Source organism: Sulfuricella sp. (assembly GCA_041651995.1).
Lineage (GTDB): Bacteria > Pseudomonadota > Gammaproteobacteria > Burkholderiales > Sulfuricellaceae > Sulfurimicrobium.
The window spans coordinates 70337-91723 of sequence record JBAZID010000009.1 but is presented as its reverse complement, the minus strand read 5'-3'; the positions used below and the strand labels follow the sequence as shown (position 1 = coordinate 91723).

Below are 21387 nucleotides of genomic sequence, written 5' to 3'. Positions count from 1 at the left end.
ACCGACCCCGTACCGGAACTGATCACTGCCACATCATTAGAGCCGGTCACGGAGATATTAACCGTTGTAGTAGAACCATCCGACAACGCTACGGTGAATGTTGGTTCCACGACATTCTGACCTGCCGCCAATGCTTGCACAGCCGGGTCGGAGTTATTGAGGTTATATGCCCATGAACCGTCCGCAGCGACGGACAACGAACCATAAGAGCCCGTGATGGTTGCCGGCACGAAGGTGGCACCACCCGTAGCAGTGAGCACCCCCCCTGTAGTAGATGTTACGTCTTCCTGCACGGCCCCAAGTCCAACGGAAGCTGTTTCATTGGCACCGTTGATGGTAATCGTGACCTGGCTGGAGGAGCCATCCAGCGAAGTGACGGGATAGCTAGTGGTCAGGGTCTGACCCGCGCCCAGCGCCTGAACAGTCGGATTGGTGTTATCGAGGGTGAAGGTCCAGGCACCATTCGTGCCGAGGGTGAAGCTGCCGTAAGCACCAGTGGTGGCGGCCTGAGCCACGAAGCTGGCCTGGCCCGCATCGGTATCACTGATCGTGAGCGAGCCTGAAGTCGAGAGAACGGCATCTTCCATCACCACACCGGTCCTGGAACTGATCACGGCAACATCGTTGGTGCCATTGACCGTAACCGTCACACTGGAAGCCGTGCCATCCAGGCTCGACACGGTAAAGGTTTAGCTCAGGGTCTGACCAGCGCCCAGAGCCTGAACCGTGGTATTGGCGTTATCGAGGCTGTAAGTCCATGCCCCATTGGTACCGAGGGTGAAGCTGCCATAGGCACCCGCAGTGCTGGCCTGAGCCACGAAGCTGGCCTGACCGGCATCGGTGTCGGAGATGGTCAGCGTGCCGCTGGTCGAGAGCGCCGAGTCTTCGGCGACCGTACCGGTACCGGAACTGATCACTGCCACATCGTTGGTGCCGTTGACCGTAACTGTCACACTGGAGGTTGTGCCATCCAGACTCGATACGGTAAAGGTCTCGGACAGGGTCTGGCCTGCGCCCAGGGCCTGAACCGTCGGGTTGGTGTTATCGAGTGTGTAAGTCCAGGCGCCATTGGTGCCGAGGGTGAAGTTGCCATAGGCACCAGAAGTGGCGGGCTGAGCGATGAAGCTGGCCTGGCCTGCATCGGTATCGCTGATGGTCAGCGTGCCTGAAGTCGAGAGAACTGCATCTTCCGTGACCGCGCCGGTCCCGGAACTGATCACGGCCGCATCGTTGGTGCCGTTGACGGTGACTGTCACACTGGAGGTTGTGCCATCCAGACTCGACACGGTAAAGGTCTCGGACAGGGTCTGGCCTGCTCCCAGCGCCTGAACTGCTGGATTAGCGTTATCGAGCGAGTAAGTCCAGGCACCATTGGTACCGAGCGTGAACGAACCATAAGCCCCCGCAGTGCTGGCCTGAGCCACGAAGCTGGCCTGGCCTGCATCGGCATCACTGATGGTCAGCGAGCCTGAAGTGGAGAGCACCGAGTCCTCGGTGATTGTGCCCGTGCCGCTGCTGATCACCGCAGCATTGTTGGAGCCGGGGGGGGGCTCGGCTACGGTGCTTGTGCTTGTTTGCGGCACCAGCAATACTTGAGCATCTGGCAACGGCGGTATGTCTCTGCGGCCTGCTGAGCCATACGCATCATCGAACTGGGGAATGGCTTCCGCAATACGAATCAGCTGGACAAAGTTGTGGCCGTTATCCGCAGCGCTGCCGCCGGTTAGTCCTGCCGCGGTTTCTTCGAGCAATTGATCGAGACTGCTGCCTGCGGCGATGGCCTGGGTAATTTCTGTCAATTCGCCCACACGCGGGAGCAGCGCTGCACTTTTTGCATCAGCGCCTTCGCTGTCATATACGCTGCTATCCAGGGTCAGGGTTTCCTTTTCGCGCAACAGGTAGGTGTGTCCCTGATCGAAGGCCAGTTCAATTTTGCTGCCTTCCCTGGTAATGATCACTTCCCCTTCATACACGGCGTCACCCAGCTTGAGCTGGCGCTGTGAACCGTCCGAACTGCGCGCAAAGGCCTGACCTTCGAGGTGGGCGACCTTGCCGGCGATGTTGGCTTGCTGTGACATGACGAGTATTCCGTGCGAAATGGATGATGGTCGCTACTTTAGTGCGACTTTCCAATGGTGGATATTGGACTGAAGTACAACCCGGCGAACGGGTTGTCAGGAGGGGGATTGGCCGTTGACGCGCAATGCGATTTGCAGGCGGTCGCGAACCTTGAGCTTTTCCAGAATGGCGCCGACGTGTGCTTTTACCGTGCGCTCGGTGATGCCCAGTTCACGGGCGATTTCCTTGTTGGAGGCGCCGTGTGCGATGTGGCGGGCGATTTCCCTTTCGCGCCCGGTCAGGATGTCTGCCCATCTGCGAACCATAGCCTGATCCGGTGGCTGCATAATCCGCGCAGTCGACGCGATAACTCGCTGCATCAGCGATTCGCCAATCCACAGCCCGCCCTGCTGCACTACGTTTGCCACTTGTTGCAGCACGGCTGGCGCGGCGTGGGTGTTGCAGTAGCCGCGTGCGGCGGCGCCGAAGGCTGCCAAGGCCTGCTCGTCATCCGGCAGGTCGCTCAGCACGACGCAGGTTACGCCGCCCAGATGTCTACGAACCTCTTCCAGCTGCTGCGGGGCGGAGTCTCCGGCGGTGATGTGCAGCCAGGCAATGTCGCATTTCTGTTTTTGTAGCCCGTCGCCTGTTTTGCAGCCCTTGGCATCCGGAAACGCCTCCAGCCAGCGTGGCAACAGTCCGCCATTGGCTGAAACGAAAAGGTTGTCGATTCCCATGGGCTGTCTGGTTTCCCTCAGCGCTCGGTCAATGCAGCCTGCTTGGCTTTGATGACCGGTTTCAGCAGGTAGGAGAGAATGCTCTTTTGGCCGGTGATAATGTCTACCTCGGCCACCATGCCGGGAATGATGGGCAGGTGATCGGCCAGTTTCGACTTGTGAGTGCGTACACGCACGATGTAGAAGGTGTTGCCGCGCTCGTCTGTCAGCGAGTCCGCGCCGATATGTTCCAGCGTGGCCTCGAGCCCGCCATAAACAGAAAAGTCATAGGCCGTGAATTTGACCAGCGCTTTTTGCCCGGGGCGAAGAAATGCGATGTCCTTGGGCATGACCTTGGCTTCCAGAAGCAGATTGTCCTCCAGCGGCACGATTTCCAGCACGTCTTTTCCCGGCTGAACCACGCCGCCTACCGTGTTGACCAGCAGACGCTTGACGGTACCGTAAACCGGGGAGCGCAAGTCGGAATGCTTGACTCTGTCCGCCAGCCCCACGCTGCCTTCGGAGAGGGCATTGAGCTTGCTCATGGTTTCGGAAAGTTCGGTGCCCTGTTCCCTGCGGAAACTAAGTTCTACTTCCTGAATTTTGCGCGAGGCTTCGGAGATGGCCGCCTGGGTACGGATAATTTGCGTGGCTGCCATGTCGCGTTCACCACGGAAGCGAGAGACGTCACGCTCCAGGCGCAGGAGTTCAACCTCGGAAACCGCGCCAGCCTTGAGCAGCGGCCTGGTGACGTTGAGTTCCTTGAGCGTCAGGTCGTAAGCTTGTCCAGCTTGCTCGCGACGCGCGCGCGCTTCCGCGAGCTCTTGCTGGCGCTGCGCGAGTTGCTGGCGGGCAATCGAGAGTTGGGCTTCCAGATTGGAGGTGGCGGTTTCATACAGGCTTTTTTCCTCTTCTACTGTCCGAGGATCTTCCTTGAGGGTTTCCGGTGGCGGTATAAAGGGTTTTCCCTCGGTGAGCGCGCGCTGGCGGGCGGCCTTGGCCAGGAGGGAAAAATACTGCGACTGGCTTTCGCGCACCGAGGAGACGAAACGGGTGGCGTCGATCCGCAGCAGCAGATCGCCCGGATTGACGATCTGGCCTTCGCGCACCTTGATCTCGGACACAATCCCGCCATCCAGGCTTTGCAGGACCTGCAATTGCTGGGAAGGCACGACTTTGCCTTCGCCGCGAGTGATTTCGTCGACCTGCGCCAGCGCGGCCCACATGGTGAAAATCAGGAACACCACCGCCAGGCTGCGGATCAGGACCCGTGCGCGCAAGGGTTCCTGCTGGACGATATAGTAATCGGCATCGGCAACGAAATCCGGTTCCGGAAGGTCGGGGTCGATTTTCCATGTGTTCAGCCAGCGATCCACGTCCGGCTGGACTTTGAGGCGGATGGCTTCCAGCATGGCCCGGATGCGTTTTGCGGCCCCGATCAGGCGCGCGCTCATGACGCCCTCCCGACCCGCCCGGCTTGCAGATCCTCGATCACCTTGTCGCGCGGGCCATCGGCCACGACGCATCCGTCATCGATGACGATGATGCGGCTTGCCAGATCAAGCAGGCTGTTGCGGTGCGTGACGATGATCAGGGTCTTGTGCTGCGCAAAGCCTTTCAGGCGCTCCTTGAACTGGGCTTCGGATGAAAAATCCATCGCGCTGGTGGGTTCGTCCAGCAACAGGATTGGGGGGTCGAGCAGGGCAGCGCGGGCGATGGCGACGCCCTGGCGCTGGCCGCCGGATAGCGATTCGCCACGCTCACCGATGATCATGTCGAAACCCTGGGGGTGACGGTTCACGAAGTCGGTCAGTCCGCCGACATCGGAAGCCGCGATAATGGTCCGGTCGTCGGCATAAGGCGCGCCGATGGCAATGTTTTCGCGCAATGAGCCGTAGAGCAGGATGGTGTCCTGTTCTACATAGCCGATGTTGCGGCGCACATCGGCAGGGTCGAGCTGGCGCAGGTCCACGCCATCGATCCGGACCGTGCCTTCGCTTGGAGGGTAGAGGCCCAGCATGAGTTTTTGCAGGGTAGTCTTGCCGGAGCCCACACGCCCGATTACCACGACGTGCTCGCCGGGATTGATTTTGAATGACACGCCGCGCAGTGCGGGTTCGCTGTGGCCCGGGTAGGTGAACTGCACGTCGCGGAATTCGATTTCACCGCGGATTTCCGGGCGATGAATAAAATTGGTTTCCTCCGAGCGCTCTGTCGCCTGGGACATGGTCTGTTCGAGTGATTTGAGTGCGGTTTCAGCCTGCTGAAACTGCAACAGCAGACCCACTATCTGCCCCAGCGGCGCCATGGCACGCGAGGCCAGCATGGTGCAGGCGATCAGGCCACCCATGGTGAGCATGCCGGCATGAATCAGATACACGCCGCCCACGATCACACTCATGTTCACGAACTGTTGCAAGGTCATGACGCCATTGATGGCGGAGGATGAAAGCAGGCGCATCTGGGCGCTCATGCGCGCCAGGAAGGCAGCGGTCTTTTCCCATTTGGCTTGCATCACGCCCTCGGCGCCATGCGCCTTGATGGCTTCGAGTGCGGTCAGGCTTTCCACCAGGGTGGCATTGCGTAATGCGGCAGAGCGGAAAGTGGTTTCGGATAGTTCATGCATTTTGTGCTGAATGACATAACTGTAGATCACGACGGCGATAACACCGAGAATCGGGATGAAGACCAGCGGCCAGGATATCCAGGCCAGGACCAGGAAAAAGAGCAGGGCAAAGGGCAGGTCGATCAGCGCCGTGACCGTGGCGGATGCAATGAAATCACGCACGGATTCAAAGGATCTCAGTGTTGCCGCGTAAGAGCCGACGGAAGCCGGGCGGTTGCTGAGCCGCATGCCCAGGACGTGTTCCATGATCAGCTTGGATAGCCTGAGGTCGATACGCACGCTGGCGAGGTCGATAAAATGGCCACGCAGCAGCCGCAGCACATAATCAATCCCAAGCACCAGCGTCATCCCGGCAGCCAGCATCCACAAGGTTTCAACGGCGAAGTTTGGCACCACGCGGTCGTACACGTTCATGGTGAAAAGCGGCATGGCCAGGGCAAACAGATTGATCAGCACGGCCGCAGCCAGAATGTCGCGGTAAACCGGCAGCTGTTCGAGAATTGCGCCCCAGAACCAGTGTTTTTGCGGCACGCTGCCTATTTCAGGGGTGCGCTGGTCGAAGCGGAAATGGGGGCGTGCAAAAATGGCGATGTCCGTGTAGCGGGCGGCCAGCTCGTCGCGCGGCAGGGTAACCAAGCCTTGGGAAGTGTCCGGAAACAGCAATCTTGCGGTATTGCCGTCATCACTCCAGCCCAGCAGCAGGCAGGCCTCATCCCCATCCAGCAACAGAATAACGGGTAACAAGGCAGGATCGATTTTTTCAAGTTTCCTGCGCACCACCTTGCTGGAAAACCCCGCGCGAGCGGCAGGACGTGCAAACAGCGAAGGAGTGAGACCTTCTTTTGGCAGGGGCAGGCCCGCCGATAAAGCAGCGCGCGTGCTGGGGCGGCCATGGATGCGCGTGAGTTCTACCAGGCAGTCCAGCAAGGGATCCGGGTGGAGTAAATCTTCATGCAGTCCCTCGCCGAGATGGCTTTTACTGGAGGCGGGCTGGTCCGGAGATGTCATGCAAGGTCCTGGCAAAGGGCTGGAACGGGTCTTGGCTCAATTCCCGGGCTATTTTCATGTGCTATGGAGCAAATGTCCAGCCAGAATGCCCGTTATGTTGTCATTCCGGATTTCCTGCATCGTGTTTGACCGGGCCGGGTTTGAATTACGTCTTGCTCAGGATGCGCCCAGTTGTTGCGCCAGGCTGTTCTTTTCCGCCGTGGCCTGTCCGGTAAGCGCGAAACCATGCAGCTGGTCTGCCCCGTCAAGAAACAGGGCGCGCACACCCTGTGGCGTGGTTTCCACTTGCCATTCGCCTTCCATGCCGATGGGCGGTGGACAGGCCGTGATCGGGCAGGCCGGTGTTTTGATCACCACCGGCATCACCGGATAACTCAACTCTGCCCCGGTTCCCGCGAGCACTTTTGCCAGTGTCCGCGCCTGCTGCATCAGCGGCATGACGTACAGCAGCACCTTGCCTTGCGCTTCCGCGCAGTCGCCGATGGCGTAGATGTCCGGGGCGCTGGTTTTGAGCTGGTTGTCGACCACGATGCCGCGCTTGACGGTGATGCCTGCCGCCGCGGCCAGCGCGGTGCGCGAACGCAGGCCGATGGCGGATAGAACAACATCCGCGTCCAGGCTTGAGCCGTCAGACAGCTTGAGGTGCAAGGCATTGCCCGCATGCGCCACGGCTTCCGCCTTGACGCCGAAGCGCCAGTTCACGCCCTGTTCGCACAAGGCATCCTGTAGTTTCATGCTGGCTTCGGCCGGCAGCAGGGCGGCCAGGGGGCGTGTGCCGGGGTCGATGACGTCAACGCTGAAGCCACCTGCCAGCAGATCATTGGCGAATTCACAGCCGATCAATCCGCCGCCGAGGATGGCGACGCGTTTTTTACCTTCCAGCGCGGCACGGAAACGGGCGTAATCGTCGAGATTGTTGACCGAAAGCACGGCGTCGGCGCCATCGCCCCGCAATGGCGGGCGAATCGGATCGGCGCCCTGCGCCAGCACCAGCCGGGAATAGGCAAGCTCCGTTCCGTTCACGCTGATGCTGTGACGCTGCGGATGGATGGCGCTGATCTCGCTGTGTGCGCTGATCTCGGCATTCAGTTCCTGCGCCATCTGCGCTGCCGTTTTCATGGCCAGCTGTGCGGCCGATTTGCCGCCGGCAATGGCATTGGAGAGCATGGGCTTGGAATAGAACCCGCCATCGTCGCGGGTGAAAATGCGCAGCGGCGTGGCGCTGTCGAGCTTGCGCCATTCCCGTGCCAGGGTGAAGCCGGCCAGGCCGCTGCCGATAATGATGAGGGGTGACATGGCGTTCTCCTGCAGGGGAAATCTCCCCCTCTGTTATCAGGCTATCTGAGCCATTTCAAAGTCAGCTTTTCCTACCCCGCAATCCGGGCATGCCCAGCTGTCCGGGACATCTTCCCAGCGCGTGCCGGCGGCAATGCCTTCGCCCGGTGCGCCAGCAGCCTCGTCGTAAATCCAGCCACAGACTACGCATTGAAATTTTTTCATTGTTTGCCCCTTGTTCATATTCATTTGGATAATTCTGAATATTTTAAATTATGGCAGGCAGCCCAATTTACAAGTTGTTTCCTGATAAAAATCAATTTTCCTGTGGCGGCAGATCCAGTCTGGATGTACATGGCAGGCCGGCATCCATCACTGCCTGACGCACGGCGGCGATGGCATCGGGGCGGGGATAGCGCTTGCGCCACGCCAAAGCCACCCGGCGGCTGGGGATGGGGGCGCTGAATGGGCGGAAAGCCAGCAGGCTGTCTTCGCTCGTGCCCTTGCCGATGGCGCTGCAAGGGAGCACCGTGATGCCGGCGCCGCTGGCCACCATGTGGCGGATGGTTTCGAGCGAGCTGCCTTCGAGCGTCTTCTGTATGCTGCCGGGCGCGGCGTTGGAACGGTTGTGCGCGGCGGGGCAGGCCTGCAATACCTGATCGCGGAAGCAATGCCCGGAACCCAGCAGGAGCAGGCTTTCCTGCTCCAGTTCGGCGCTGCTGATGGTTTCTTTCTTGCTCCAGGGGTGGCTGGACGGCAAAGCCACGCGGAAGGGCTCGTCATACAGGGCCTGGGTGACAAAGCCGGGTTCGTCAAATGGCAAGGCAATGATGATGACGTCCAGATCACCCTGTTTCAGCCGCTCGTTGAGACGGGCGGTAAAATTTTCTTCAATATGCAGCGGCATGTTTGGCGCAAGTTGATGCAGCGCCGGAATCAGTTGTGGCAGCAGATAGGGCGCGATGGTGTAGATGGCGCCGAGGCGCAAGGGGCCGGCCAGTTGATCCTGCCCCTGCTGGGCGATGCTTTTGATCGCGCTGGCTTCTTCCAGCACGCGTTGCGCCTGCGCTACTACCTGCTCACCGATGGGGGTCATGGTAATTTCGCTGGTGCCGCGCTCAAAGAGCGTGACGCCCAGTTCTTCCTCCAGCTTGCGAATGGCAATGCTCAGCGTGGGCTGGCTGACAAAACAGGCTTCCGCCGCGCGGCCAAAATGGCGGGTACGGGTGAGGGCAACGATATAGCGCAGTTCAGTGAGGGTCATGGCGGAATTTTATCCTAAGCCGCCGGGCAGGATTGCCCGGCAGAAAAAAATCGGGGTATACTCGAAGCGCTTGTTCGAGTAGCGGAGGTTAATTATGAATGTAAACATGAATACCAGCACGGCACTGGCTTCGGTTGCCGGCCAGAGCACCGGTGATGCGGTTGGTCTCTCGGTGCTGAAGAAAGCCATGCAGATCGAGGAGCAGAATGCCCAGCAGCTGATAGCCGCCATTCCCAAGGCGGAAAAAACCGCCGCCAATCTGCCGCCCAATCTGGGTCAGAACATCAACACCACCGCTTGATACCCGGGCAGGGAGTTCATTCCCGCCCGGTTCGATTTCCCGTCTTGTCCCCTACTCCTGAATGGCCGTGGCGCAACGCCGTGATGGCCATCCATGCCAGCATGCCCACCGCCGTGACGAGTGCAGTCCACAGCAGCCACGGATGGCGTTCGCTCCAGGGCGCCGCGCTGACATAGGACGTGTTGCTGGCTTCCATCCCCAATGTGGCAACAGGCGCGGATTGCCATTGTGCGCTGCTGGATACTTGTGCCAATTCATACTGTGCCGGCGTGGCGCTCGGGTTGCCGTAAAGCAGGCGGTAATCCAGCCCTGCCTCGCGCCTGAACGCGATGTGGCGCGGAATCGACAGCATGTTCACATGCAGGCCGGGCAGCGCGGGGTCGTTGCGGTTGAGTATGCTGATGCGCCAGAATCTGGCGCGGGTTTCGGGAAAGCTGATTTCCAGTACTGCGCGCTGCTTCTCATCCAGGGCGGCGGCATGGCGATAGATGTGTCCGTGCGCGATGCCGCGCCAGTTCTTGCCGTCTTCGCTGGCGCTGACCTTGACCCCGCGGTGAAATTTGGCCTGACTGGACTCAAAGCGCAGTGCGGAAACGGGCGGCAAGCTCCGGCCCAGATCGGTTTGCCACACGCTCTCCCCTTCAACCTGCCCGGCAGCGAGTTGAAATGTTGCGGCAAGCGGGGTGCGCTCCGCCTCGGTCCGGACTTCCCGGGTGATGCGCGCGCTGGTAATCGACAGGGCCTTCTCGCCCTGCAGAAAGCGCAGGCGTAGCCAGCGCGATCGGGTCAGGGGGTAATTCAGGATCTCGCCGTTGTTCGGCCTGGCGCTGTCGAAGCGGTAGAGCGGCGCTTTTTCCCGCACGCTGCGCCAGGTAACGTGGTCATCACTGGCGGCGATCTCTGTCCAGGTGAAAAAATCCTTCTGCTCCGTGCTGATTTCAACCGCATTGTGCAGCGCACCGTCAGTTCCTGCATCGACTACGGCCTGGCTGTACTGGCCGGGAATGAAGCCGGTATCGCTGAGCGGCGCGCTGCGCCAGGTGCGCTGGCATTGCTCCTGTTGCGCGTACAGTAGATAGGGAATTTCCTTGCCGTTTTGGCCGATCAGGCGCAGGTCTGCGAGGCTGCCCTGTGCCGGGCCATGAATTTCGGCTGGCAGGGTGAAGCGCGCCCACTCCGATGGTGCGGCGGGCATCTGCAATGGGCGGGAATATTGCCAGTGCTGCCAGGCGGCAGGCTCGGCTGCCTTGGCCGGGGGCAGTTCCGCAGCCTGCACGCCGAAAGGGAGGAGTAGCAGGAACAGCCGTCGCATCAGGATTCCTTGCCGGGTTTTTCAGCTCCCTGACGGCGCTGGTAGAAAAAGGATACGGCCAGCAATGCCGTGCCCAAGGCAAAGAAGGAGGCAATGCGATAGGCCTTTTCGAGCAGGGCGAAGTCATACAGGAATACCTTGCCCACCAGCAGCCCGAACAGCGCCAGCGCCTGCCAGCGCAGCGCGGGGATGTTGCGCCGCACGCCAATGAGGATCAAAACCGTGGCATACGCCGCCCAGAACAGGGACAGGGCAAGCAATTGTGCCAGGCCGGTTCGTTGCCCGCTGCTGAACACATCCCACAGTTCCAGCGACAGGCCCCACACGGCAAAGATATTCGCCGCCACGCCTGCCGCGCCAAAACCAGGGCGCTCGTTGCTGGAAAGTGTCTCAACCGCCCTGAACGCCCAGGCCGCAGCCAGGCCGAGGCAGGCGGCCAGCACGGCGAAAGTGGCGAAGCGCGCATTGAGGAGAAATGCCCCGCCTTCCGGCAGGTCAGCAATCAGCGTCACGGCAGCGAGGGCAAACAGGATCAGTGCGGCGCCGCGCAGGCCGGCGTTGCCGCTTCTGAATCCGCTGGCAGCCAGCGCCGCGCCCTCGATGGCCCAGGCAATGGCGATCCATTCGCCCTCCAGTTGTACCGGGATGGCCAGCGTGGCGGCGGTCAGGGCCAGCGCGGCGAAAGGCAGGCGCGCGGGCGTGGGCGGCGCGAGGCGCATCATGCCGAGGTAGGCCGCGGAGAGCAGCAGCAGGGCAAGGGTGAGATAGGTGCGATGCTGGCCGTAGAGCAGATCACCCAGTGCAATGAGGTAGAAGGCGGCATTCAGGAGCAGCAGCAGGATTTGCAGCGGCGTGAGCCGTTCGCCGCGCCGCGCCTGGAGCACGGACAGGGCGGCGAACTGGGCAAAGAACAGGGTCAGGAAGGCCAGCGTTGGCAGCAGGCGGGTGGCTGCAAGGTAGAACTGCTCGTGCCAGCCGAAGTAATAGGCGATGGTGGCCGCCAGCGCCAGTGGCGGCAGCAGGTCCCAGTCGCGGCGGCGGGCGAGAACCATCAGGCCCATGTTCAGCACGGCCAGATAGCTGAAAAGCTGGATTTGCGCATCCACTCCGCTGCTCAGCAGGGCCGGGGTGAGGAAGCCGCCAGCCAGCGCCAGCAGGGCAATGCGCTGCGAATCCCGGCCCAGCGCCAGTCCCATCAGGGCGGCAGTGGTGATGGCCATGCCGCCGAACGCCGCCCAGGAGGGCACGAGATGGTAAAACTGGTGGGCAGCATAGAGCGAAAGATACAGCACACCCGCCCCCAGCCCGGCGATGCCGTCGGAAAAATAGCTGTAGCCACGCCTGAGCAGGGTCTGGCTGAACACGATCAGCGCGCTGCCCGACAGCAGGCCGATGGCGACGCGGCCTGCCGGGCCGATCCAGTCGTTGTCGAAGGCAAATTTGAGGAAGAACGATCCGGCCAGCAGCAGGGCGATGATGCCGATGCGATTGAGCCAGCGGCCTGCGATCAGCGTTTCCAGGTCAATGCCGGATGAAGGTTTTTCATCGCGCCGGGGCCGAGGCGCGGAAACGGGTTGGCTGGGGGTGGCTACGGCTGTTACCGGAATGGCCGCATTTGCGGCGAGTGGCACGGGTTCACCTGGCGCCGGCTGGGGCTGCCTTAATAGAGCGATCTCTGCTTCCAGCGCGGAGATGCGCGCACTCAGGGCGTTGTTGCGTTCGCGCTGGGTTTTTTCAAGCGTCCCCTGCCGCAGATAGGCCGAAATGCCCAGCAGCGGGGCGATCAGGAAAAAAAGCGCGAGCGCGATGTAGGCCAGAAATTCCATGCCGCAAAGCTATCATGCTTTGTGGCTGGCGCAAATAGGCTACTGAAAACGGTGGCGCAGGTAGCCGATGATGCCGGGCAGAATGGATACGAAGATGATCCCAAGCATCACCAGGGTGAGGTTCTGCTTGATGAAGGGGATGTTGCCGAAGAAATAGCCGCCAAGCACGAAGGAGCCTACCCAGGCGATGCTGCCGCTGAAGCTGAAGAACAGGAAGCGGCGGTAATCCATGTGGCCCATGCCGGCGACAAAGGGCGCGAAGGTGCGGATGATGGGGAAGAATCGCGCCAGGATGATGGCCTTGCCACCGTGCTTCTGGTAGAAGTGGTGGGTCTTGTCCAGGTAGTCGCGGTTGAGCAGGCGCGAGGTGTTGCTCTTGAATATCCTCGGCCCGGCCAGGCGGCCGATCCAGTAGTTGGTGTTGTCGCCGAGAAATGAGGCGGATACCAGCAGGACGACCAGAACTTCGGGCTCCATGGCGCCGGTGGCGGCGATGGCGCCGGAAATGAAGAGCAGCGAATCTCCCGGCAGGAAAGGGGTTACCACCAGCCCGGTTTCGCAGAAAATCACCAGAAACAGGGCCAGGTAAATCCAGGTGCCATATTGCTGGATCAATATGGGCAGATGCTTGTCCAGGTGCAGGACAAGGTCGATGAAGGAAAGCAGCAGTTCCATGGGTTAAGTTCTTAAGGCAGGACTTCGGCCTCTTCGCCTTCCTTTTTCTCCGGCTTGAGGAACTGCTCGCGCGAAACCCCCAGCCACAGCACGATCGGGCTGGCAACCAGGACCGAGGAGTAAATGCCGAACAGGATGCCGATGGTTAGTGCCAGGGCAAAATAGTGCAGGGCCTCGCCACCGAAGAACAGCATGGCCAGTACCATCAGCTGGGTGCTGAAGTGGGTGATGATGGTGCGCGACATGGTGCGGGTGATGGCGTTGTCGATGACTTCGGGCACGCTGGCCTTGCGCATCTTGCGGAAGTTTTCGCGGATCCGGTCGAATACCACCACCGATTCGTTCACCGAGTAGCCCAGAATTGCCAGTACCGCGGCCAGCACGGTCAGGGAAAAGTCCCACTGGAAAAAGGCGAAAAAGCCCAGAATGATCACGATGTCGTGCATGTTGGCGATGATGGCAGCCACGGCGAAGCGCCACTCGAAGCGCACGGCAAGGTAGGCCATGATACCGAAACACACCACCAGCAGGGCCAGGGCGCCGTTTTCATACAGTTCCTGGCCTACCTGCGGGCCGACAAACTCGACGCGTTGCAACTTGACGCTGGCGTCTGATGCGGCCAGTGCCTGAAATACCTGCTCGGACAGCTTGGCGCTGCTGAGTTCGGGTTTGGCCGGCAGGCGGATCAGGACATCGTGCGAGGTGCCGAAGGTTTGCACGGCGGCGTCTTTCAGACCCATTTTCTCCAGCGTGTCGCGGATTTTCGGCACTTCCGCCGGTTGCGGGTAGGTGATTTCCATCACCGTGCCGCCGGTAAAGTCCACGCCCAGATTGAGGCCCTTGAAGCCGAGCGCGGCCACCGCCAGGATGAAGGTCACCAGGGAGATCAGCGTGGTGACCCGGGCATAGCTCATGAACGGGATGTCGCGCTTGATGTTGAAAAGTTCCAGCATATTTTTTCCTTAAAACGGCTTAGCCACAGAATCGCAGGGTGGGTTAGCGGCGTAGCCGCGTAACCCGCCATCATGCTGCCACCTGGTGGGTTACGCTTCGCTAACCCACCCTACATTTAGCAATAATCAAATCGAAACTTTATCCAGCCTGACTTTGCGGCCATAGCTCAGGTTGACCAGGCTGCGTGATACCACCACCGCGCTGAAAATCGAGGTCAGGATGCCGAGGCACAATACCACCGCGAAACCCCGCACCGGGCCGGAGCCGAGCCAGAATAGCGCCACGCCGGCAATGAAGGTGGTGATGTTGGAGTCCAGAATGGTGTCGAAGGCACGCTCGTAACCGGCATGGATAGCCGCTTGCGGCGAGGTGCCGTTGCGCAGCTCCTCGCGGATCCGTTCGTTGATCAGCACGTTGGCGTCGATCGCCATGCCGATGGTGAGCGCGATTGCCGCCATGCCGGGCAGGGTCAGCGTGGCTTGCAGCAGCGACAGCAAGGCCACCAGGAACAGCAGGTTGGCGCTCAGCGCGAGGGTGGAAATCGTGCCGAAGAAGCGGTAGTAAATGATCATGAACACGGCGATGGCGATGAAGCCATAGATGTTCGAGTTGAAGCCCTTGGAAATATTCTCCGCGCCCATGCTGGGTCCGACGGTGCGTTCCTCGATGATTTCCATCGGGGCCGCCAGCGCGCCGGCACGCAGCAGCAAGGAGACATCGTTGGCTTCCTGGGCTGTCATGGCGCCGCTGATCTGCACCCGGCCTCCGCCGATTTCCTCGCGGATCACCGGGGCGGTAATGACTTCCGCCTGGCCTTTTTCGATCAGCAGGATGGCCATGCGCTTGCCCACGTTTTCGCGCGTGGTGTCGCGGAAGATGCGCGCGCCGCGGCCGTCGAGGGAAATATGCACCACCGGCTCGCTGGTCTGGTTGTCGAAGCCGGGCGAGGCATCGCTGATGTATTCGCCGGTCAGCACGACCTGCTTCCTGACCAGCATGGGCGAGCCCTTGCGTTCGGTATAAAGCTCGGTGCCAAAGGGGACCTGGCCCTGGAGCGCGGCGTTGACGTCGTGTTCCTCGTCCACCATGCGGATTTCCAGGGTGGCGGTACGGCCGAGGATTTCCTTGGCCTTGGCGGTATCCTGCACGCCGGGCAGCTGTACCACGATGCGGTCCGCGCCTTGCTGCTGGATAATGGGTTCTGCCACGCCGAGTTCGTTGACGCGGTTGCGCAGGGTGGTGATGTTCTGTTGCAGGGCGAATTCCTGGCTGCGTTTTTGCGCCTGCGGGTTCAAATTGGCGATGATCCTGAATTCGCCGCCTTCTTCTGTTTCCTTCAAAATCAGGTCGGGCATGTTTTTGAGCAGTTCGTTGGCAGCCTTGCCACGCGTTTCGGCATCGCGGAACTTGACCTGGATGGTCTGGTCGGGCTGACGGCTGATGCCGGCATAGGCAATCTTTTTCTCGCGCAGGGCGCTGCGGATGTCGCCGGTATAGCGCTCCATGGTCTTGACCAGGGCTGCTTTCATGTCCACTTCAAGCAGGAAATGCACGCCGCCGCGCAGATCCAGGCCCAGGTACATGGGTAGCGCGCCCAGGCTGCTGAGCCAGCCCGGAGAGCTGGAAATGAGATTGAGCGCGATCACATAATTGTTGCCCAGGCTGTTTTGCAGCAAATCCTTGGCTTTCAGCTGGGTGTCCGTGTCTGCAAAGCGAACCTTGATGCTGGCCGCGTCCAGCGTGGTTCCCTGGGACACAATCTGGTTCTGGCTCAAGGCCTCTTCCACTTTTTTTAGCGTGGAGGTATCCACTTTGACCGTGGAACGGGCTGACGAGATCTGGACAGCCGGCATTTCACCGAAAAAGTTGGGCAAGGTGTAGAGCAGACCCAGCAGCAGCGTGACTGCAACGAGGATGTTTTTCCACAGGGGGTAGCGGTTCATGGATCGAATTCCGTGAGGGGTAAGGGGTTAGGGGTGAGGCGGGAGAGGGGGTGGTTTTTCTCACCCCTCACGCCTCACCCCTCACGCTTAAATGCTTTTGATCGTGCCCTTGGGCAGGAGGGAGGTGATGGCTGCTTTCTGTATGTTTACCACTACATTTTCGGCGATTTCAACGCTGACATAGTTCTCGCCCACCTTGACGACCTTGCCCAGCTGTCCGCCTCCGGTGATGACTTCATCACCCTTTTGCAGCGCGTCGATCATGTTTTTCTGTTCCTTGGCGCGCTTCATCTGCGGGCGGATCAGCATGAAATAGAACAGCACGAAAATCACGATGAGCGGTATGAATTGCATCATGCCACCGGTCGGGTCCTGGGCGGGTGCGGCGGCGAAGGCGTTGCTGATGAACACGGTCAATCTCCATTCATTATTGAAAACAAAATTAGGCGCAATTCTAGCACGCAGTTGTCCGGGCTTGCCTGAACTCCTGCACGAATTCGTCAAAGCGCTGTTCCTCGATGGCTTTGCGTATCCCCTGCATCAGTTCCTGGTAGTAATGCAGGTTGTGGATGGTGTTGAGGCGCGCGCCGAGGATCTCGCCCAGGCGGTACAAATGGTGCAGGTAGGCGCGGGTGAAATTGCGGCAGGTGTAGCAGCTGCATTGCTCGTCCAGCGGGCCAGTGTCGAGGCGGTATTGCGCATTCCTGATCTTGACCGTGCCGAAGCGGGTGAACAGCCAGCCGTTGCGCGCATTGCGCGTGGGCATGACGCAGTCGAACATGTCGATGCCCTGGGAGACTGCATCCACGAGATCTTCGGGCGTTCCCACGCCCATCAGATAACGCGGTTTGTTGGCGGGCATGCGCGGCGCGGTGTGGGTGAGGATGCGCAGCATGTCTTCCTTGGGTTCACCCACCGACAGCCCGCCGATGGCGTAGCCGTCGAAGCCGATGTTGACCAGTTCGCGCAGCGATTCATCGCGCAGCGGCTCGTGCATGCCGCCCTGGACGATGCCGAACAGCGCATTGGGGTTGCCCTCGTGAGCTTTTTTCGAGCGCTCCGCCCAGCGCAGCGAGAGGCGCATGGACTCGGCCGCGGTGTGGAAATCGGCAGGGTAGGGCGTGCATTCGTCGAAAATCATCACGATGTCGGAATTCAGCACCTTCTGGATGCGCATCGATTCCTCCGGGGTGAGGAAGCAGCGGTCGCCGTTCACCGGCGACTGGAACTTGACGCCTTCCTCCGTGATCTTGCGCAGCTCGCCCAGGCTGAACACCTGGAACCCACCGCTGTCAGTCAGAATCGGGCCGTCCCAGTTCATGAAGCGGTGCAGGCCGCCGTGCGCCGCGATCACTTCCAGCCCCGGCCTCAGCCACAGGTGGAAGGTGTTGCCGAGCACGATATGGGCGCCGATGTCCTTCAACTCGGCCGGCGACATGGCCTTGACCGTGCCATAGGTGCCGACCGGCATGAAGGCCGGCGTTTCCACCTGGCCGTGGGCCAGCGTCAGGGTGCCGCGACGGGCCAGGCTGTCGCTTTGTTTGATTTGAAAATTCATATTTCCTTTTGGGCCTTTCCGGTCAGGCGGTATTTCTGCAGGCGGCTGTTGGGTTTGTCCGGGATAGTGTATTCGATGAGACCATCGTTCAATAGAGTCTTCATGGCGCGCTTGAAAGCGCCCGTCTTGCTTCGCAGCCCAAGGTGAGCGATAAGTTCATTGGCCGGGAGTGGTGCCGCCATAAGGGCGTGCAGGATAGCTTCCGACTGGGCCCCATTCTGGGCCTTTGACTGGGCCCTTGGCGTTGCGTCGAGGATCATTTGCAGCATGAACTCGATCAATGCCGCCGAGTCGCCGTGTTCGGTGCTGCGGTTGAGGGCGTACTTTTCGTCGCTGTCCGTGGCGACTTTGCCAACGAGTTGGCTCAGCACGGCCGCATTGATTTCCACTCCGCTCGCATCTTCGGTGAGCAGTTCAGGGAGCAGCGCTTTTAGCTTGGCGATATTCTCGGCAATCAGGCCGGCAAATTGCGCTTCGGGGTCTTGGGCGGTAAGTTTTTGCATGGGTAGGGTATTGTTCTGATTAATGCTTAAGCGTGGTAAGTAGCGTTACCAGGTGGTGTATATCAGTATATGGATCAGTGCCGTGGTATGCGTTGGATTGGGCAGCCAATTGCACGGCGCGCTGTGTGGCCACATCCAGGTGCTGGCGTGTTTGGGCAAAGTGTCCCTCTTGCCCTTTGTCGTAGCCGGGCAGGAACTGACTCAGCCGCTGATAGACCTCGGTGCGGTGCAGCGGGGCGAGCACGTCTTCAAAATGCAGCAACAGCCACAGTTCAAAGCAGGGCACGGAGGCAATGGCTTCGAAGCGCACGGCCTGATTCAGTTCGCTGCGCAGTTTACGGTCCCGCGCGGCGGCTTTGGCTAGTGCATTGTGATAGGTGGCGTGATCGTCACGGTCGATAACGGCATAGACTTTCTCAAAGGCGCGGGGCTGGATGTTCCTGGCATCGTCGCCATTCACGAACAGATGTTCGGCGTATTCCACCACCTGCAAAGGCGTGGTGCCAAACTGACTGGGTTGCACCTGTACGTTGGTCGTGCTTAGACGATACTCCGCGCGGATTTCATTCAGGTAGAGCGGTTCGGTTTTGCTTCCTTCACTGACGATGAGGATGCGGTCATAGCCAGCACGTCGGCCTTCCTTACGTGCCAGTTGTTCGGCTTGGCGTATTTTTGGCTGGTTATCTTTTCCCATGCGGCCCGCCTGCCTGTCAGCTTGCAGCCTGGGCTGGCGGAGTGGATTCATTGAAAAAAGGCACGGCACCATAGCGCCCGATCAAGTAACCGCGTTCCCAGGCTTCAGTTTCGCGCGGGCTGAAATCGGTTAGCGGATACAGGTGAGTTGCTTGATCACGGTCTTTTTCAGTGAACCAGATTTGGTCACGCCGGAACAGGGTGCGGTCGAGCAGCGAGGTGTCATGGGTGGTAAAAAGGAGTTGCGCACCCAGTGGATTGAGTTCCGGCTGGTGGAACATGCGCACCAACTGCCGCAACAGCAAGGGGTGCAGGCTGCTGTCCAGCTCATCCACAATCAGCAGGCGGCCATGTTTGAGCACGTCGAGTACGGGTGCTGCCAGGGCATACAACCTCTGCGTACCCTGAGATTCTTCATGCAGCTCAAAACTGGCAGATCCGCGTTCGGTCTTGTGGACAAATTGAGGCATGAGCATTTCCCGATCTTCGCGCGTGACTTGCGCGCCCTCGGGGCCAAACATTATTTTTTGCTGAAATCCTTGGCGCGGTACGCTCACCACATCGCTGATACTGATGTCCGCCGAGGTTAGAAAATCACGCACTGCACGCTTGCCAATCTCGGTCTGGAGAAGTTCCGTGGTGAAATCCGGTAACGGTGTCAAACCAGCGCCGAAATATACGGGTTGTTCCACCAACCAGCGGAACACGGGCCCCAACAGTTCGCTGTTGAGCTGCGCGGCAGTGGAAAGAAACAGCGCGTTGGGGCGAGTCGATTCTTGCCAGAGCTTGCGCGGGCCGGTTAGGTGCGTGCTGAACTCGTAAGTCGAGGTTTTTGTTTCTTCGTCAAAGCTACGGCTGAACCACTGCTGCGGCTTGGCGGCACGATAGACCAGCAACCATTCATCCACGATCCGCTCTGGTGTCAGGCTGAAGCCATATTGGTGCCGCACCCCGTTAAATATGAAACTCACTTCAAACTCGGTGGGTTGTGTAGCCCACTCAGCGTCCAGACGGAAAGGCTGCACATTAAATGTTTGCCCCAATTGCATGGTGGTCGCAGATTCAGCCACAACGCCGCGCATAAAAGCCAGCGCTTGTAGCAGAGTGGACTTGCCGCTGGCGTTTGGACCATAGACCACGGCGCTGCGCACCACATGAGCCAGGCTCTTGATACTGGTCGATGCGAGATGAGTTTCGGCCAGCTTTTTATCTTTGGACGCAACAAAACTGATGACTATTTCGTCACGAATTGAGCGGAAGTTGCGGATTCGAAATTCGAGCAGCATGGCAAGTTAGAAGTAAAAAATGAATTAAGATTATGCACTTTTTGTTCGCATAATCAATTTATTTTGATGTGTTTTTTCGCTATTCAGGCTGAAAACCATTTTTAGCTTCAATCCGCTGGTACTCCTGCAAGGCGATCAGGTGCTTGAGGAACATCCCGGATTGTCAGGATGGGATTTCATTTATGGCCTCAGGCCGCAACGATGCAAGACTATCGGGGCAGGATGCGAAGATCAAGGCTGAATTTCTGGCGGTGGGATAAGAACAGGTTTTATGGTAGATCTTGCCTTCTCTCGATCAGCATGGCGTCGCCATAGCTGAAAAAGCGGTAGCGCTGTTCCACCGCATGCTGGTAGGCGCGGCGGATATTATCCATGCCGGCGAAGGCGGACACCAGCATCAGCAGCGTGGACTTGGGCAGGTGAAAATTGGTGAGCAGGCGTTCCACCACGCGGAACTGGTAGCCGGGCGTGATGAAAATGCTGGTTTCGCCGTAGCCGGCCTTCAGTTCCCCGTCCGCGGCTGCGGATTCCAGCGCGCGCAGCGAGGTGGTGCCGACCGCCATGACGCGCCCGCCCTCGCTTCTGGCGCGAAGAATCGCGCCCACCGTCTCTAGCGGCACCTGGTAGCATTCGCTGTGCATCCGGTGCTCGGCGATGTTGTCCACCCGCACCGGCTGGAAGGTGCCTGCGCCGACGTGCAGCGTGACGTAGGCGATATGCACGCCCATGGCTTCAAGCTCGGCCAGCATCTCTGCGTCGAAATGCAGCCCGGCGGTGGGTGCGGCAACCGCGCCGGGCTCGCGGGCATAGACTGTCTGGTAGCGCGTTTCGTCCACTGCGTCCGGCGCGTGGGTGATGTAGGGCGGCAGGGGCAGGCTGCCGTGGCGTTCCAGCAGGTCCAGCACGGATTCGTCGCCAGAAAATTCAAGCCGGTACAGCGCGCCTTCCTTCTCCAGCACCCTGACAGCCAGGCAGCCCTCCAGCAGCAGCGCGGAACCCGGCTGCGGGCTATGGCTGGCGCGGATGTGGGCCAGGACATGGTGCTCGTCGAGGACGCGCTCCACCAGCACCTCGATCCTGCCGCCGCTTTCCTTGCTGCCGTGCAGGCGCGCCTTGATCACCCGGGTGTCGTTGAACACCAGCAGATCGCCTGCTTTGAGGTAAGCCGGGAGGTGGCGGAAAAAATCGTCGTGCAGCGCGTCGTTGGGCGCGTCCAGATGCAGCAGGCGGCTGTGGCGCCGTTGTTCGGCGGGAAACTGGGCAATCAGCTCGTCGGGCAGGGTGAAGTCAAAATCCGCCAAAGTGAGTTGAGGCGAATCGCCTTGTTTGATCGAAGCAGGCATTGGGCTAGAATTCAGTAAATTTCTGTTAAACGGTTCGGGATTGAGG

At 60.0% G+C, this 21387-nt stretch carries 19 protein-coding genes and 1 pseudogene; 1 reads left to right on the top strand and 19 read right to left on the bottom strand.

Going from position 1 to position 21387, the window contains the following annotated elements; all coding sequences use genetic code 11:
• The 8 genes and pseudogenes from WC392_11700 to WC392_11665 form a co-directional block, all read right to left on the bottom strand.
• Positions 1–230, bottom strand: a 230-nt coding sequence (locus WC392_11700; GenBank protein ID MFA5243027.1) for a VCBS domain-containing protein, incomplete at its 3' end; no start/stop codon positions are given.
• 117 nt (positions 231–347) lie between these two features.
• Positions 348–2078, bottom strand: a pseudogene (locus WC392_11695) (retention module-containing protein).
• 96 nt (positions 2079–2174) lie between these two features.
• Complete coding sequence (locus WC392_11690) at positions 2175–2795, bottom strand: response regulator transcription factor (protein MFA5243026.1); 621 nt, start codon at positions 2793–2795, stop codon at positions 2175–2177.
• A gap of 17 nt (positions 2796–2812) precedes the next feature.
• The gene (locus WC392_11685) at positions 2813–4228 is read right to left on the bottom strand and encodes an HlyD family type I secretion periplasmic adaptor subunit (protein MFA5243025.1); all 1416 of its coding nucleotides are present in this window, start codon (positions 4226–4228) and stop codon (positions 2813–2815) included.
• Positions 4225–6408, bottom strand: coding sequence for a type I secretion system permease/ATPase (locus tag WC392_11680; protein ID MFA5243024.1), 2184 nt, complete (start codon positions 6406–6408; stop codon positions 4225–4227). The genes WC392_11685 and WC392_11680 overlap by 4 nt, the downstream gene beginning before the upstream one ends.
• 156 nt (positions 6409–6564) lie before the next feature.
• Positions 6565–7704: an FAD-dependent oxidoreductase gene (locus WC392_11675; GenBank protein ID MFA5243023.1), complete on the bottom strand. Its 1140-nt coding sequence runs from the start codon at positions 7702–7704 to the stop codon at positions 6565–6567.
• Between the two features lie 36 nt (positions 7705–7740).
• Entirely contained in the window at positions 7741–7908 is a 168-nt protein-coding gene (locus WC392_11670; protein ID MFA5243022.1) for a rubredoxin, read from the bottom strand.
• Positions 7909–7999: 91 nt separating this feature from the next.
• The gene (locus WC392_11665) at positions 8000–8947 is read right to left on the bottom strand and encodes a LysR substrate-binding domain-containing protein (GenBank protein ID MFA5243021.1); all 948 of its coding nucleotides are present in this window, start codon (positions 8945–8947) and stop codon (positions 8000–8002) included.
• 106 nt (positions 8948–9053) lie between these two features.
• On the opposite strand from WC392_11665, the gene WC392_11660 reads away from it, so the two are divergent.
• Positions 9054–9248, top strand: a complete 195-nt coding sequence (locus WC392_11660; protein MFA5243020.1) for a YjfB family protein — start codon at positions 9054–9056, stop codon at positions 9246–9248.
• 16 nt (positions 9249–9264) lie between these two features.
• On the opposite strand, the gene WC392_11655 is transcribed toward WC392_11660, so the two are convergent.
• From WC392_11655 to queA, 11 genes are all read right to left on the bottom strand, one after another.
• Complete coding sequence (locus tag WC392_11655; GenBank protein ID MFA5243019.1) at positions 9265–10560, bottom strand: DUF3999 family protein; 1296 nt, start codon at positions 10558–10560, stop codon at positions 9265–9267.
• Positions 10560–12386, bottom strand: a complete 1827-nt coding sequence (locus WC392_11650) for a DUF2339 domain-containing protein (protein ID MFA5243018.1) — start codon at positions 12384–12386, stop codon at positions 10560–10562. Before WC392_11650 ends, WC392_11655 begins: the two co-directional genes overlap by 1 nt.
• A 39-nt stretch (positions 12387–12425) precedes the next feature.
• A complete protein-coding gene (locus WC392_11645; GenBank protein ID MFA5243017.1) occupies positions 12426–13061 on the bottom strand; it encodes a DedA family protein in 636 nt (211 codons plus the stop codon).
• Between the two features lie 11 nt (positions 13062–13072).
• Positions 13073–14011: a protein translocase subunit SecF gene (gene secF / locus WC392_11640; GenBank protein MFA5243016.1), complete on the bottom strand. Its 939-nt coding sequence runs from the start codon at positions 14009–14011 to the stop codon at positions 13073–13075.
• Between the two features lie 129 nt (positions 14012–14140).
• Positions 14141–15958: a protein translocase subunit SecD gene (gene secD, locus WC392_11635; GenBank protein MFA5243015.1), complete on the bottom strand. Its 1818-nt coding sequence runs from the start codon at positions 15956–15958 to the stop codon at positions 14141–14143.
• Positions 15959–16045: 87 nt separating this feature from the next.
• The gene (yajC, locus tag WC392_11630) at positions 16046–16369 is read right to left on the bottom strand and encodes a preprotein translocase subunit YajC (protein MFA5243014.1); all 324 of its coding nucleotides are present in this window, start codon (positions 16367–16369) and stop codon (positions 16046–16048) included.
• A gap of 43 nt (positions 16370–16412) precedes the next feature.
• Positions 16413–17516 carry a tRNA guanosine(34) transglycosylase Tgt gene (gene tgt / locus WC392_11625; GenBank protein MFA5243013.1) on the bottom strand — a complete coding sequence of 368 codons (1104 nt, stop codon included), beginning with the start codon at positions 17514–17516 and terminating at the stop codon, positions 16413–16415.
• Complete coding sequence (locus WC392_11620) at positions 17513–18019, bottom strand: hypothetical protein (protein MFA5243012.1); 507 nt, start codon at positions 18017–18019, stop codon at positions 17513–17515. The genes tgt and WC392_11620 overlap by 4 nt, the downstream gene beginning before the upstream one ends.
• A gap of 19 nt (positions 18020–18038) precedes the next feature.
• Positions 18039–18713, bottom strand: a complete 675-nt coding sequence (locus WC392_11615; protein MFA5243011.1) for an RloB family protein — start codon at positions 18711–18713, stop codon at positions 18039–18041.
• 16 nt (positions 18714–18729) lie between these two features.
• On the bottom strand, positions 18730–19998 hold the full coding sequence (locus WC392_11610; GenBank protein MFA5243010.1) for an AAA family ATPase: 1269 nt from the start codon (positions 19996–19998) through the stop codon (positions 18730–18732).
• Between the two features lie 269 nt (positions 19999–20267).
• A complete protein-coding gene (gene queA, locus WC392_11605) occupies positions 20268–21341 on the bottom strand; it encodes a tRNA preQ1(34) S-adenosylmethionine ribosyltransferase-isomerase QueA (protein ID MFA5243009.1) in 1074 nt (357 codons plus the stop codon).
• Positions 21342–21387: the final 46 nt, after the last annotated feature.